Annotated in this window: 14 protein-coding genes; 8 read left to right on the top strand and 6 right to left on the bottom strand. The window is 26.6% G+C overall.

The window, feature by feature from the left end:
• On the top strand, positions 1-957 hold the full coding sequence (locus GBG18_RS02905) for a thiamine pyrophosphate-dependent enzyme (RefSeq protein WP_152188235.1): 957 nt from the start codon (positions 1-3) through the stop codon (positions 955-957).
• A gap of 299 nt (positions 958-1,256) precedes the next feature.
• Positions 1,257-3,614 carry a methyl-accepting chemotaxis protein gene (locus GBG18_RS02900; protein WP_152188234.1) on the top strand — a complete coding sequence of 786 codons (2,358 nt, stop codon included), beginning with the start codon at positions 1,257-1,259 and terminating at the stop codon, positions 3,612-3,614.
• 46 nt (positions 3,615-3,660) lie between these two features.
• Here GBG18_RS02900 and GBG18_RS02895 read toward each other — a convergent pair whose 3' ends face one another.
• Complete coding sequence (locus GBG18_RS02895; protein ID WP_152188232.1) at positions 3,661-3,975, bottom strand: hypothetical protein; 315 nt, start codon at positions 3,973-3,975, stop codon at positions 3,661-3,663.
• 93 nt (positions 3,976-4,068) lie between these two features.
• Here GBG18_RS02895 and GBG18_RS02890 point away from each other — a divergent pair, with 93 nt between their 5' ends.
• Positions 4,069-5,109, top strand: a complete 1,041-nt coding sequence (locus GBG18_RS02890) for an AbrB family transcriptional regulator (protein ID WP_152188230.1) — start codon at positions 4,069-4,071, stop codon at positions 5,107-5,109.
• On the opposite strand, the gene GBG18_RS02885 is transcribed toward GBG18_RS02890, so the two are convergent.
• Genes GBG18_RS02885 through GBG18_RS02865 form a run of 5 tightly spaced genes read right to left on the bottom strand, consistent with a single transcriptional unit; the run spans position 5,106 to position 12,345 of the window.
• Positions 5,106-6,161 carry a sensor histidine kinase gene (locus tag GBG18_RS02885; protein ID WP_152188228.1) on the bottom strand — a complete coding sequence of 352 codons (1,056 nt, stop codon included), beginning with the start codon at positions 6,159-6,161 and terminating at the stop codon, positions 5,106-5,108. The two genes, GBG18_RS02890 and GBG18_RS02885, sit on opposite strands and share 4 nt — an antisense overlap.
• Positions 6,148-6,801, bottom strand: a complete 654-nt coding sequence (locus tag GBG18_RS02880; protein ID WP_152188226.1) for a response regulator transcription factor — start codon at positions 6,799-6,801, stop codon at positions 6,148-6,150. The genes GBG18_RS02885 and GBG18_RS02880 overlap by 14 nt, the downstream gene beginning before the upstream one ends.
• 34 nt (positions 6,802-6,835) lie before the next feature.
• The gene (locus GBG18_RS02875; protein ID WP_152188225.1) at positions 6,836-9,919 is read right to left on the bottom strand and encodes an efflux RND transporter permease subunit; all 3,084 of its coding nucleotides are present in this window, start codon (positions 9,917-9,919) and stop codon (positions 6,836-6,838) included.
• Positions 9,920-11,083 carry an efflux RND transporter periplasmic adaptor subunit gene (locus GBG18_RS02870; protein ID WP_152188223.1) on the bottom strand — a complete coding sequence of 388 codons (1,164 nt, stop codon included), beginning with the start codon at positions 11,081-11,083 and terminating at the stop codon, positions 9,920-9,922.
• Positions 11,080-12,345, bottom strand: coding sequence for a TolC family protein (locus GBG18_RS02865; RefSeq protein ID WP_152188222.1), 1,266 nt, complete (start codon positions 12,343-12,345; stop codon positions 11,080-11,082). The genes GBG18_RS02870 and GBG18_RS02865 overlap by 4 nt, the downstream gene beginning before the upstream one ends.
• Before the next feature lie 120 nt (positions 12,346-12,465).
• On the opposite strand from GBG18_RS02865, the gene GBG18_RS02860 reads away from it, so the two are divergent.
• From GBG18_RS02860 to GBG18_RS02845, 5 genes are all read left to right on the top strand, one after another.
• Positions 12,466-13,008 (top strand): DUF1439 domain-containing protein, encoded by a 543-nt coding sequence (locus GBG18_RS02860; protein ID WP_152188220.1) that lies wholly within the window; start codon positions 12,466-12,468, stop codon positions 13,006-13,008.
• Between the two features lie 120 nt (positions 13,009-13,128).
• Positions 13,129-14,247, top strand: coding sequence for a DUF4172 domain-containing protein (locus tag GBG18_RS02855; protein ID WP_152188218.1), 1,119 nt, complete (start codon positions 13,129-13,131; stop codon positions 14,245-14,247).
• A 94-nt stretch (positions 14,248-14,341) separates the two neighbouring features.
• Positions 14,342-14,506 (top strand): hypothetical protein, encoded by a 165-nt coding sequence (locus tag GBG18_RS15275; protein ID WP_193311054.1) that lies wholly within the window; start codon positions 14,342-14,344, stop codon positions 14,504-14,506.
• Between the two features lie 298 nt (positions 14,507-14,804).
• Positions 14,805-15,320, top strand: coding sequence for an S-ribosylhomocysteine lyase (luxS, locus tag GBG18_RS02850; protein WP_152188217.1), 516 nt, complete (start codon positions 14,805-14,807; stop codon positions 15,318-15,320).
• A gap of 6 nt (positions 15,321-15,326) precedes the next feature.
• Positions 15,327-15,770, top strand: coding sequence for a hypothetical protein (locus GBG18_RS02845; RefSeq protein ID WP_152188215.1), 444 nt, complete (start codon positions 15,327-15,329; stop codon positions 15,768-15,770).

Below are 15,770 nucleotides of genomic sequence, written 5' to 3'. Positions count from 1 at the left end.
ATGAGTACTCAAAAAGTAATTAAAAACTTAAAGTCATTCTCAACAGCTGCTGAGAGATTTGAAGGTTCACACCTTTTATGTCCAGGTTGTGCTCACTCAATTATTGTAAGAGAAGTTTTAAATGCAACTAATGATAACTTAGTTGTATCAGCATCAACAGGATGTTTAGAAGTTTGTACTGCTATTTATCCTCATACTTCTTGGGATTGTTCATGGATTCATATTGGATTTGAAAACTCATCAACAGCAATGGCTGGTGTTGAAACTATGAATAAAGCCTTAAGAAATAAAGGTAGAATTAGTGAAGATACAGCTCAACCAAAGTTTGTAACATTTGGTGGAGATGGTTCAACTTATGATATTGGTTTCCAATGGATTTCTGGTTGTTTCGAACGTGGTCATGACATGATGTATGTATGTTTAGATAATGAAGTATATGCTAATACAGGAGGGCAGCGATCATCTTCAACTCCTATTGGTTCAAGTACAACAACTGCACCAGCTGGGTCAACATCTTATGGTGAAAAAAGACAGAAAAAAGATATTGTTTCAATTATGGCAGCACACGGTTCTCCTTATGTTGCTCAAGTAGCACCTAATAAATGGAAAGATATGGTTAAGAAAATCCAAAGAGGTTTTGATACAGAGGGTCCTGTATTTATAAATGCAATGTCTGCTTGTACAACTGAATGGAAATTTGCTCCAAATCAAACTATTGAAGTTTCTGATTTAGCAGTTGATTCTTTAGTTTTCCCATTATATGAAATCATTGATGGCAGAGAATTAAATATCACTTACAGACCAAAAAACATTATTCCAGTAAGAGATTATTTAGCTGCACAACCAAGATTTAAACACTTATTTACTCCTCAATATGAATATATAATTGAAGAGTGGCAAGAAAGAATTAATAAAAGATGGGATTTCTTACAAAAAAGAGAAGAAATCAGAATGTAATCTTCTGTGCTCTAAAAATTTCTATATTTTTAGAGCACAAAAATACAAAAAATAATACAAAATACTAACATTTAACTAACTTATTTCAAATTTTTGCTTCCTTCATTAAAATAAGTTTTTTTATAAAAATTATTTATTTCAAATAAAACTTTTTTTCTTCCTACACTAGTGCTATTCAAAGATTTATAACATTATTTCATAATCAACTTTTAGTTATTTTTATTTTTTTTTTAAATATATTAGTGTAACTTGTGCTATAATAGGCTAATAAAAACCTTTATTTGGATGAGGAGTTCATTATGTTAAAAAATAGTTCAATAAAAGTCAAGTTATTATCAACAATTATAGGTTCTATGATTTTAGTAACAATTATAATGCAAGTGCAATCAATTATAAGTTTAAAAAATACTTCTAAAGTAATAATTGAAAATTCAAGTGAAGCTGCATACAAAGCAAAAGAAGCAGAATTAAAAAACTATGTATCACTTGCATATAAAACTGTAGAATCATATTATGCAAGAACTGCAAAAGATAAAATCAAAGGTGAAGTAAAAATATATATTGAAGAACAATCAGACTTTTTATTTTCAATTATAAATAGTGAATATGAAAAAAACAAAGATATCTTAGAGCCAGAAGAGTTAAAACAGAGAATTAAATCAATAATCCAATCTACAAGATATGGGAAGTCTGGTTATTTTTGGATAAATGATTTTGATTATAAAATGGTAATGCATCCTATTAAAGAGAATTTAACAGGTAAATACTTTAAAAATACTCCCAAAGTTCCATTTGTAGAACTTGGTGTTGATGAACTGAAAAAGAACGGAACAGATAAAGGGTTTATTGAATACTCTTTTCTTAATCCAAGTAGTCAAAAAACTGTATTTAAAGCTTCTATTGTAAAAGTTTTCAAACCATATAATTGGATTTTAGGAACAGGTGCATATATTGACGATGTAGCAGAAAAAATGAAAAAAGAAGCATTATATGCAATAAGCAATATGAAATATGGTAAAAATGGTTATTATTGGATTAATGACTCTAATCATGTCGTTTTAATGCATGGAGTAAAAGCTGAGCTTGCAGGAAAAAACCTTTATGATTTAAAAGATAAAAAAGGCAAATATTTATATAGAGCAATTGTAAAGGGTGCAAATGAGAAAAAAGAGGGTTCACTTGTAAAATATTACTGGGGAATACCTGGAAAAAAAGGAGAGTTTGAAAAGTTCTCTTATGTTAGAAAATTTGAACCTTGGGATTTTATTATAGGTACAGGAGCATACGTAACTGAGATAGAAGAAAAAGTTGCTCAAATGAATAAAAAAACAAATGATAATATTTCAAGTACTATGATAAGTTCTATTTTACAGATTATAGTAGTGATAGCTATTGTCTCATTTTTAATTATCTTTATAATGAAAAAAATCATGTTTAATCCTCTTACAAGATTTCAAGATGGATTACTGGAGTTTTTCAAATATTTAAATAGAGAACAAAGTGATATTAAAACTTTAGCTATTGATTCAGATGATGAAATAGGTCGTATGTGTAAAGTAATAAATGAAAATATTAGTAAAACAAAAACTATTTTTGACCAAGATGATATTTTAATTAAAGATGTAAAAGAGATTGTAAATCATGTTGGGCAAGGTTACTTAGACAAAAGAATCTCTTCATCAACAAATAATGAATCTTTAGAAGAATTAAAAACTCTATTAAATAATATGCTTGATAACATTCAAACATTAGTTGGAACAAATATTAATGCTTTAAGCACTGTATTAGAACAATATGCACAAAAAAACTTTACTGAAAAAGTTGATAGTACAAGTAGTGGTAAAATTGGTAGTGATATTATAAATTTAAATAATATGATTACAAAAATGTTACAAGATAATTTAAATGATGGAAATAGTTTACAAAATAAATCAGAAGAATTAACTTCAAATGTTACTATCTTAAATCAAAATGCAAGTTCTCAAGCTGCATCACTTGAAGAAACAGCTGCATCAATAGAAGAAATTACAGGAAATATTAGACAAACAAGTGAAAAAGCGCAAGAGATGCTTTCAATTTCAGATAAAACTCAAAATTCAGCAAATATTGGTAAAGAGTTAGCTACAAAAACTGCAGACTCAATGGAAGATATAAATAACACGGTAATAGCTATTAATGATGCAATTTCAGTTATTGACCAAATAGCATTCCAAACAAATATTCTTTCTTTAAATGCTGCTGTTGAAGCTGCAACTGCAGGTGAAGCTGGAAAAGGATTTGCAGTTGTTGCTGCTGAAGTTAGAAACCTTGCAAGCAGATCTGCAGAAGCTGCTAAAGAAATTAAAGATTTAGTTGAATCAGCAACTGTAAAAGCAAATGAAGGTAAAAAAATTAGTTCTTCTATGATAGAAGGATTCTCTGAATTAGAAGTAAATATTGAACAAACTAGTCACTTAATTGATGATGTTTCAAATGCTGCTCAAGAACAAAATACAGGAATGACACAAATTAGTGATGCAATTAATCAATTAGATAAATTCACACAAGAAAACGCATCTGTTGCAGATAGAACAAATGCTATTGCACTTGAAACAAATAAAATTGCAATTGATACAGTAAATAGTGTTAATGAAAATAGTTTTGATGGTAAAAAATAAAAAGAAGAGTTTATATAAATTAATCTAAAAGTGTATAAATACACTTTTAGAAATAAAATTTACCCATTTGAATATCCATAGATTTTAAAACCTCATCATTAGAGTCTAAAGCTTTAACTGTAGCATAATATGAATTTCCTTTTCCACCTGAAGATGGTGGTAAATATGCACCAGCTTGTCCTCTTTTTAATCCCTTATGTTCTTTATTTATAAACATATTTGCAGGCATAGCTTTTGTTTCACCTTTAATAGATGGAATCATAATATTTGATTCATTTGAAATATTTATTCCAATTTGTCCATGCCCTCCATTATCCATAGGCTTATAAGTAAAATCACTAAATAAAACTAATACTTTCAAGTTCCGCTTGGGAGATTTGATACTTTTAATGTAAACAAATATAAATTTAACAAATATATCTTATAATTAAATATCTAATTATAAATGAGCTTTATGGAAACACTTTTATCCTATTTTAAAATGATACTTACCCTTACAATAGGAATTATAGGCTCAATAATATTTATCTATTTAAATCTTCCACTTCCTTGGCTTTTAGGTTCTATATTTATAATATCCATTTTAATACAGTTTGAAAATAATTATATAAAAAAACCTAGCCATATTTTTTCAACTCCTGCACGAATTATTATAGGCCTTGTAATTGGTAGTGCTTTTACTCCAGAGGTTTTAGATTATCTTAGTATCTATTTTTTCTCTATTCTTCTTATTATTCCATATACAATTATTACTATTATTTGTGGGATGTACTACTATCATAGATTTTTAGACTTTGATAAAAGAACTGCCTTTTTAAGTTCAATGCCAGGAGGTGTTATAGAAATGGTGATTATAGGAGAGCAGATAAAAGCTAATATTTCTAAAATCACTCTAGTTCAATCTTCAAGACTATTTTTTATAGTTATAACACTTCCTTTTGTTATTCAATATATCTTTCATATTGATATTAGTGGTAACCAAATAATCACAGTACCATTAGTAGATACAAATCTAAAAGAACTTTTCTATCTTTCTTGTGTTGGGGCAATAGGAGCATTTATAGCAAAGAAGTTAAATATCTCAGCAGCATATTTAATAGGTCCTATGATTCTTAGTATTTTGATTCATTCAAATGGATTAATACATACAAAAATACCTGATGAGCTTATTAAGTTTGTGCAAGTTATCTTTGGTACTATTATTGGTTTTACTTTTAAAGGAGTTGATTATAAAACAATACTTCAGACTTTAATAGCTACCTTTGGACATTTTATAATTCTAGCTTTAATTTCAATACTTTTTATAAGCCTTGCACACTATTTATTTGACTTTTCCATTATTTCAATACTTTTAGCTTTCTCTCCAGGAGGACAAGCTGAAATAAATCTAATTGCAATTTTAGTAGCTGCAAATATTCCATATATTACTATTCATCATATTATGAGGCTTTTTATAGTTATGAATATAGCACCAATAATTGCAAGAAGGATTTAAAATACTAGTTCGATGATAGTTCCTTCTTTTTCTTTTGAAGTAATCTTTATATCTAAATCTAATTCCATAGCTAATTTATATACTATATGCATACCTATTCCATGTCCATGTTCATTTTCTGTATAACTTCTTTCAAAAACTTTTTTTGGAAACTTTATACCTTTTCCATTATCTTTGATTATTAGTTTATTTTGTTTAAATCTTATATCTATTTTGGGTTTCTCGCTTGAATATTTGCAGGAATTTGATAGAATATTATCTATAATTCTTCTTATAGCTTTTTCATTAGTATTTACAAGCATCTCTTTATTCTCTATATTCATTTCTATATTTGGATAGATAATTTTATATTCATCTTCTTTTTGATTTAAAATTGAGTAAAGATTTACTTTAGTTTTTTTTGTATTATTACTTAAAAATACATCTAAGTTTTCATATAAAGATGCAATATTTTGTGCACTATGTTTTATTCTATTTATTTTCTTTAAAACTTTTTCTTCTTTAATCTCATTATCAAGCATTTTAGCATTTAATAAAATTGAAGTTGCAGGTGTATTTAAATCATGTATTAAATCTTTTATAAATCTATCAAGATGAGAAATAGTATCTTCCATAGGTTTTAAAGAAATTTTAGCAAGGATAAAACTAATGATTAAAAAAAGTAAATTTAAAGTGATTTGCCATTTTATTACAAGGTTTTTAATACTACTGATATCATCATCAATAAGCCAAGAAGATATACTTGCTTGAATATTTTTTTCACTCTTTAATTGTGGGAATACTTTTACATATAAATCATTTTCTTTTATTGGTAATTGATATTTTACTTTCATATCATCTATAAGTTTATAACTATAATTATCTTGTTTATATTTGAAGTTTGTTTGCTTTAGTGTTATAACATAATGATGCATTCTTAGAGCATATTTTTGTAGTATCAAGTTTTTTTGTTGTGAAAAATATAGATAACCTAATACTATTATAAATATAGAAGTTGATAAAAAATATATAAGTGTAAATTTTAAAAGTGCTTTCTTCTTATACTTGTTCACATCTATACCCTACCCCTCTTAAATTTGTAATCTCTAAGCCAATTTTTTTTAGTTTTGATATTTGTACTCTAAGTGCTGCTTCACTTCCCTCATCTCCACTATGAACATGATATAAAATTTCTTCTTTTGAAATCATTTTTCCAATATTTTTTATAAAAAGCTCAAAGAGTTTAAACTCAGTAGGTGTTATATGAATCTTTTGATTGTCTTTAAAAATTTCTTTTTTATCTATAGAAAAAGACAAATCTTTATAAACTATATTTTTATTATATGTTTTAAAAGATTTTTTTATTTGAGCACTTATTCTAATAATAAGTTCCTCAATTTCAAAAGGTTTTTTTATATAATCATCTGCACCTATTTCAAATCCACGTGAAAAAGAATCTATATCAACTCTTGCTGTTATAAAAATAGCAGGAGTAATATCCCCACTTGCTCTTAAGTCTTTTAAAAGTTCAAAGCCGTTTATAAAAGGAACATTTACATCAAATAAAAACAAATCGTAGTTTGTTATAAAAGTTTGATCTAAAGCTTTTTGTCCATCTTTAACCCAAGTAGCTTCAAAACCAGCACTTTCTAATATATCAAAAATAGTATCTCCTAAAATCAAATCATCTTCAACTAATAAAATTTTATACACTTAAAAGCCTTTCTTTTTATTATATCTATAGTACTTAAGAATTTATCTTTTGTTTGTGAATCCAAACAAAAAATAGTGGTATAAATACAAGCGTTAAAAAGGTACCTACAATTAATCCACCAATAACAACAGCACCTAAAGGAGCTAATCTCTCCATTCCTATAGCCCATCCAAGAGCTACAGGAATCATACCAACACTAACACTAATGGCAGTCATTAAAACAGGTCTAGTTCTGGTTTTAATACTCTCCATGATTGCTTCTTTTGCATCCCATCCTTCATTTTGTTTTTCTATTGCAAAATGTATTAATAAAATAGCATTATTTACAATAACACCTGCAAGTAAAATAAAACCTATCATCGCACTCATAGAACTATGATAATCCAAAAGTATAAGTATCCATGAAGCACCACCTATTGTAAGGGGTATTGATAAGATAATTAAAATAGGAATTTTAAGAGAATTAAACATTGGAATCATAATTAAAAATATCAATAATAATCCAAGCCCAACAGCTTTTATTATTCGTATTGATGAATCTTGAAGCTGTTGGATATCTCCTGTTTGAACAAGCTTTATATCATTTGGTAATTCAATATGGGAAGCTGCTTCTTCAAAATTTGCCATTAAATGTGAAATCGAAGCTTTTTCTCTAAAACCTAATATATCAATAGTATAATCTAAACCCTCTCTTGTGATTATATTAGGTTCTAATTCTGTACTAATAGAAGCAATTGTATTAAGAGGGATTTTGCCCTTAGGAGTATCTATTAAAAGTGTTTGTATTGCTCTTACATCTTGAATACTTTCCTTTTCAAGCCATACTCTAAGAGGAAGATCAACACTATTTACTATTGGATAAAAAGCAACTTTTGAACCTCTTAAAGCAAGTTGTAGTTGAGTTACTATTTCTTGCTCTTTTATTCCATAAGCAAAGGCTTTTTTTGCATCTATATTTAAAATATATGAACTATTATCTATATTCCATGTTTTACTAACATTTACAATACCTTGAGTATTGTACATTGCTTTTTCATATTCTAAAGCTTTTTCATATAATTTATTTAAGTCATTTCCATATAAAGTCACATCAATATTTGCTTTTATACTAGCCATTGCTGTTGCACCTGCATCGCTTACTTCAAGTCTTTTTATATCAGAAATTTTAGATAATTCATTCCGTAAAATAGCTTCAATTTCCCAAATAGTTTCACTTCTATTAAATCTATTTACATAATTTGCAATAATAAGAATATCATTAACTCCACCACCACTTCCTATACTTAAAACTCCAGCCTCACCACCAATAGAAGATGAGATACTTTGAATATGTTCATTTTTATTGATTATAGATTCTGCTTTATCTAAGATTTCTTCTGTTTTTTGTATTGACATATTTGAATCAGTTACAATTTTAATCTTAGCAGCACCTGTATCCATTGCAGGCATTAACTCTTGCCCAGCCATAGGCATAACTATTTTTGCACTTATAAAAAATAGTGCCATTAAAGCAAGTAAATATATACTAGCAACTACTTTTTTTTCTAGTGCTAATTTAACTGTATTTATAAAAAACTCTACAAAGAAATTATTTATAATATCACTTAAAATGTTAAACTTATTTTCTAAAAGTAAGATATATTTATTATCAATTGCTAAGATTTTTGTAGAAATTAAGGGCACAAAAGTAATAGATACAAAAAATGAAGCAATAAGTGCTAAAAGTAATGTGCCTATTAAAGGACCAAATACAGTTTGTGGATAATCCCCAATAAAAAGTATAGGTAAAAGTGCTACTATTGTTGTAAGTGTTCCTGAGAAATCGGCAAACATAATTTCAGAAGTTCCATTTAACACAGCTTTTGACATTGGCTCTTTTATAGAAGAGTAGTGTCGTTCAATATTTTCAACGACTACAACAGTATCATCAAGTAAAAGACCTAGTGCTAAAATAATAGCGGTTAATGTGATGATATTAAACTCTAAACCAAATAACCACATTAAAGCTATAGTACTTACATAAACCATAGGAATAGTAAGTAGAACTACAAAGATTTGTCTAAATGATGCTAGAAATATAAATACTACAATCATAGACATTATAATCGCATCTCTTAAAGCTATAAACATATTATCTGTACTTTGAACTATTGTAGTTTTTTGAGTATCTGTGATATTAAAACTAAGATTTGGATAATCTTTTCGTACAGTTTCTAAGTGTTTTTCTACTATTTCTATACTTGAAACTACATCTGAATTATCATTTCTTTGAATACTAAGGGCTATTGCTTTTTGGCTATTCCCATGATATATAGCACTATTATTATAATATCCAAAATAAATTTTTGCTATATCTTTTAGTTTTAAATCTTGATTTATTTGAATCTCTCTTATTTTATAAACTGCATCTTTTTGTTCTTTTATTTTTAATAAAAACCTACTCTTTTGATTATCTATTGAGCCTAAGGCATAATCTTTATTATTTTGTTTTACAACTTCCATAACTTGAGCAAGACTTAATCCATATTTATCAAGTTTTTCTTTACTTACTATTATTTGTAACTCTTTTTTGTAACCACCAAAAATATCTACATTTGCAATACCTTTTAGTTTTAAAAAGCCTTTTGCTATATCATTTTCTATAATCTGTCGTATATCTTCTAAAGGAAGATTATTTTTAGATGATGCTGCTATTGTAATAATTGGAGCTGTTGATTCTGATATTTTATGAAGTTGTGGTTCTAAAATATCACTTGGAAGAGAAGATTTTATTTTATCAATAGAGTTTCTAACATCACTTGAGGCATCTATTAAACTTTTTTCATATTCAAACTCAACTCTTATTACACTCACCTCATCAATAGTTGAAGAATAAACTCTTCTTACTTTATCAATCGTATATAATTCACTCTCTAAAGGAATAGCAATATTTGAAGCCATATCTTTAGCTGATGCACTAGGTTGGACTATAACAATTGCAATTTCAGGTCTATTTGAATTTGGAAAGAGTTTTTTGTCAAGTTTAAAATATCCATTAATTCCTAAAAATAAAAACAAAGCTAAAAAAGAATATACAAAAAAAGGTCGAGAGAGTATCGCTTTTACTATATTTTTCATCTATTTTTCCACTATTGTATAGTTATTGCTACTTGGCAAAATTACTAATTTTGATTCACTAGCAAGTGCAACACTTTGTTCTATTACAGGATTTGTAATAACATAATCTTCACTTTGAACTAATACTTCTACTTTTTTAAAGCTAAATTTTGCATTTTTATTTTCATCTTCTTCATAAAGAACAACATAGGTACCATCTTTTCTATGTAAAATAGTATTTATAGGAAGGGCTTTAGCTTCTTGCTTTTTTGTAATAACTTCAATATTTACAAAGCTTCCAATTGCTAAGTCAAGATATGTATTTAAATCTATTTGTGCTTGATATAAAAACTTATCACTGCTTTTTAAGATTTTAGATATTTTTGTTTTTACATTATTATTACTGTCATTATTTACAATTACTTCTAAATCTTTTTTTATCTCACTATTTGAAAATGTAAAAGTTAATTTTTGTTCTTTTGATAAAAGTGTTAATATAGTTTTTCCTGCAAGTGCCATATCTCCAGTTTTTAGCATGATACTATCTACAATTCCATTTATTGGGGATTTTATATTATAATATTCTAAACTAGCTTTTTTTGAATCATACGAGTTTTCAATAGCTTTAAGCTCATAAGTTTTAGCTTCAATACTTTTTAGTGTTGAATCAACTTTTGCTTTTTTAAGTTGATACTCTACTTCAGAATTTTCAAACTTTTCTTTTGATAATCCTCCAACTTTATATAAAATCTTATTCCGATCAAGTTTACTTTTTGAAGCTTTTGTTTCATTTCTTAAAGAGGAAACATTTGCATTCATACTATCGATTGATAATTGTATTGATTTTATAGAGTTTTTGATTTGGATTAAAGACTTTTCTATCTCTTTTGAATCAATAGATATAAGTAAATCACCTTTTTTTACTTCTTGATTTTCTACGACATGAACTTTTTTTATATATGCTGCTACTTTTGTAGATATTTTTGGAGCAAGAGTTGATTCTAGTTTTGCTATAAAAGTGCTTCTTTCTTCTACTATTTTTGATTTAGCTTTTACAACATTTACAGTAAAAATTGGTTTTACAGCAAATGATTCATTTGCCAGTTCATCATTTTTATTTTTTATTAGTTTTATACCTGCTAAAACTAATACTATTAATATTATAAATAAAATTAACTTTTTCATTTTGTTTCCTCTAATATATATTCAAAATAGTAGTGTGCTTTTAAAAGACTGTATTTTGCTAGAATTTCTTTTGCTTTTACAATCTCATTTTGTCCTTTTGCATAAAGATAATTATAAATATCTATTGCCTCTTGTTCGTATCTAATTTTTTCTATCTTATTTGTTTCTTCTGTAAATAAAAACTCTTTCTTCGCACTTTTATAGTTTTGTTCACTTTGTTTTATTTGATTTATTGCTTGAATTATTTTCTGTTTAACTTCAAGTTCTCTTTTCTTTAATTCTAGTGAACTTTTTATTTTCTCTATTTTTGCTTTTTCAACTAATGCATTTGTCATTCCAAAATCAAAGGCATTCCAATTTAAACTAAGACCAAATTGGAAAATCTTATCATCATCTCCATGCGTTGAATAGATTTCTGAGTATTGAGTATTTGCACTAATTCTTGGATAATAAGCTGCTTTTGATTTTTTATAAGCAGATATTGATTTTTGTTCATTTAACTTTGAAATCTTAAAATAAGAAAGATTTTCTATTTTTTCAAAATACTCACTGATATTTAGGAGAGTAAGAGTATTTGTAGCCTTATATTCTATATCTTTTACTTCAAAATCACCTTCATGGTTTATTAAAACATTTAGTGAAGATTTTAAAATATTTATATTTGCTTGGATATTATTTATTCCACTAAGAACATTTTGTAAATCTGCTTCAACTTTTAATAATTCAACCTTCGCTTTTTTACCTATATTTACTTCTTGAGTGATATTTTCTTTCAATTTAAATAAGGATTTCAGGTATTCATCTTGAGCTTTTTTTTGATTTCTTAAAGATAATATATCTATATATAAGGCACGTACATTATATATAACTTGATTATATGTAAGATTTAGCATATTTTTTTGTAGTGATTCTTGAATATTCGCAATATCTACATCTTTTGCATCTTTAAATCCATTAAATAAAACTACAGTATAACTAGCACCATAGTTTGCAATATTTTCACTTGTAACAACTGAAGAAGAAATAGGAGGAGCTAAAGGCTTTAGAGTTCTTGGACTATCATATTTTGTATAAGAAGAAAACAAATCTACTTGTCCATATCTTTTTGCTTTTTTAGCCCTAAGTTCAAAACTAGTACTTGAAAGTTCATTCTTTTGTATTAAAATATCACTGTTTTCTTTTTTTGCTCGTTGCTCTACTTCTTCTAGAGTAAAACCAAATAAAGAAAAATAAAGAATTGGTAGAATCAAAAATATTTTCATACTCTTTTCCTTTTAGAAAATTAAATCTATAAGGGGATAGTATAAGTCTTGTGTTAATGTAGTATTAATAAATTTAAAAATTATAGTAAAATACCCAATATAAAAAAGACAAGGAAACAAATGACTTTTAAAAAGCAAATAAATACAATTTTAGTTCTAATAACTCTTACATTATTTACAGGATGTGTAAAAGATATAGGTTTAGATGGCTTAACTATGAAAATAGATGATGGACAATTAAATAAACCCTCAAGTAAGTTTCCAATTGAACAAGATTTTGTGTTAGCAAACTTATTAATCAAACAACCAAATGTATTTATAAAAGATGGTGAAAATAGATTAAGTGCAAATGTAGATGTAAATCTTTCTGCAATATTTGTACCTAAGACTACTGGAAAACTCGAAGTTTCTGGAGTACCTTACTTTAATAAAGAGAATTCATCAATTTATTTAAGTGATGTAACAATTGAAAATATTGATTTTACAGATGCAAAAATAGATAAAAATATTTTAAATTCATTAACATCAAATATCAAACCAATTCTCGATAGTGTTTTTAAACAAGTGCCAATATATACAATAAAAAAAGATTCATTTAAAGGCTCTTTTGTAAAAAATGTGAAGATAGAAGATTCTGAACTATTAGTTACGTTTGGTCTTTAATAAATCATAAAAAGAATTAGATTAAAATATGAAACAGCTAAATAGTGATTTACTTCTCCTTTTTATGATTTTTGATACAAAAAAATAAAGTATTGTATCAAAAAATGATACAATACTATTATGAAAACGTCTCATTATGAAAAAAAATGGATTTGGGAAAATAAAAATTTTCCTAATTTTATTTATGATAAACAGCCTTTAGAGGAACTCTTTTACAAATTTGGTAACTTGAATATGATTGATAGTTTTATGAATCACTCTAATTCAAAAGAGTTTTTAAGTGAAATACTTATAAATGAAGCTATATCAACTTCAGCAATTGAAGGGGAACTATTACAGCGCTCATCCATACGTTCATCTATAAATAAACTACTAAAGCTAGATTTAGAAGAAGATTCTTATGATTCAACTATTCAAAGTGATGCATTAGTGCAAATCATCTTAGATACAAAAAACAATGATGCAAAACTTGATAAAAAAAGATTATGTTCATGGCACAAGGCTTTATTTCCAACAGGTCAATCAGGATTAAAAGAGATAATTGTAGGAGAATACAGAAAAGATTTAGAAGATATGCAAATAGTATCAGGTTCATGGGAAAAAGAAAAAGTTCACTATATTGCACCAAAAGCAAAAGATATACCTAAACTTATGGAAGATTTTCTAAAATGGATAAACGAAGAAAACGAAATAAACTATATATATAAATCTATGATAGCACATCTATATTTCTTGCTAATCCATCCTTTTGATGATGGGAATGGAAGAATTGCAAGGGCTATATGTGATTATGTGCTAGCAAAAGGTAAGCTTGCAAATGCAGATTTTTATTCTATTTCATCAAGTATACATAGTAAAAGAAAAGAATATTATCAGGTTTTAGATAATACATGTACAAATACAAGTCTTGACATAAATGAGTGGATAAGGTGGAATATCAAATTATATGAAGAATCAATATCTTCATCATTAGAAAAAATTAATACAGTTAAACTAAAAACGAATTTTTATTCAAAAATTCAAAACAAAAAGTTAAATGATAGACAAAAAAAAGCTATCCAAAAAATGTTAGCTTTACTACCAGAAGATTTTGAAGGTGGAATGAAAGTAAAAAAATATATGAATATTACAAAAGCTACAAGAGTTACAGCAAATAGAGATTTATCTAATCTAGTTGAGCAAAATATTATGGAAAAACATGGACTTGCAAGAGCTACTTTTTATACTTTAGTATTTTGATTAAAAACTTTATACACTTGTATAAATAATAAACAAACATAAAATAGTCTAGCTTTTATTTTTTGATATACTCAAAATAAAATCAAGGCTTATTATGGGAATGTTTGATGTACAAGTTATCAAAGAGTTAAAATTAAAAAAAGACAAAAAAGATTTATATGAGTTTTTAAATAAACAACTATCAAAAGATAAAAAATATGAACACAGTATTGATAAAAATATACTAACTATTGCTAAAAATCCTATTGATACATTTTGAAATATAATCTTACAGCTAAATTTGATTCAAATACTTTGATACTAGATGCTGAACTTGATAATTCTTATACTTTATTTATCACTCTACTTATAATTTTATCTATTTTATTTACCTATGGATTGGGAATTCTACCTATAATTGGATTTGTTTTTTATCAAAAAACAAAAGCTACGAAATATTTAAAAACTCTAATCAAAAACTATGAATATATAAACTAATTTACTAAACTTTAGATATAATCGCATCTTAACAACAAATATATATGAATAAATTATATTAAAAATTAAAAGGAATTATTATGCCATTATTAGACAGTTTTAGAGTAGATCACACAATTATGCCAGCACCTGCAGTTAGAGTTGCAAAGACTATGAAATCACCATCAGGTGATATTATTACAGTTTTTGATTTAAGATTTTGTGTACCAAATGAAAAGATGTTAAGTGAAAAAGGTATTCATACTTTAGAACACTTATTTGCTGGATTTATTAGAAATCATTTAAATAGTGATACAGTTGAGATTATTGATGTTTCTCCAATGGGTTGTAGAACTGGTTTTTACATGAGTTTATTAGGAAATCCAGATGAAAAAACTGTTGGAGCTGCATGGAGAGCTGCTATGCAAGATGTTATTGATGTTGAAAAGCAAGATGATATTCCTGAATTAAACATTTTCCAATGTGGAACTTGTGAAATGCACTCATTAAGCGAAGCAAAAGAGATTGCTCAAGATATTTTAAATAGTGATATTGGAATTATGTCAAATGAAGACTTATTCCTTTCAGATGAAAAGTTAGCTTCTTTAGGAAACTAAAACCTCATGGAAAAAAAGCTATCTTTGTTTAAAGAGTTATTTGCAGATTACATAAATATTGCAATCTTACATATTGATAACTCTTTAGGTTTAGTTGATTTAGCACTTGAAGAAGTAAGAAAAAAAAATGAAGGGAATATCAAGTATATTCCTTTTATAGATGAATCAAGTGCGAAACTACGAGGAACTGCTAGAGAATATGAATATGTAGTTTTAGGAAACATTCTAACATCTTGTCCTAATCAAGAACAGATATTAAAACTGATGTATAAAGCAATTGAAAACTCTGGAAATATAATCATTTTAGAAAAAATAGAAAATGATAATAAGTATGAACTTTTGGAACTTTTAGAAAATATTGGTTTTCAAGCAGCAAACTGTATTGAACTTTTTGATGATACTTATATTTTCACTGCAAAAAAAATGCACCACTGGGACAATGGTCTTTAA

Origin of the sequence: Poseidonibacter ostreae (assembly GCF_009208075.1) — a bacterium.
Lineage (GTDB): Bacteria > Campylobacterota > Campylobacteria > Campylobacterales > Arcobacteraceae > Poseidonibacter > Poseidonibacter ostreae.
Note: the sequence above shows the minus strand (reverse complement) of the source record. Positions and strands in the feature narration are given on the sequence as shown.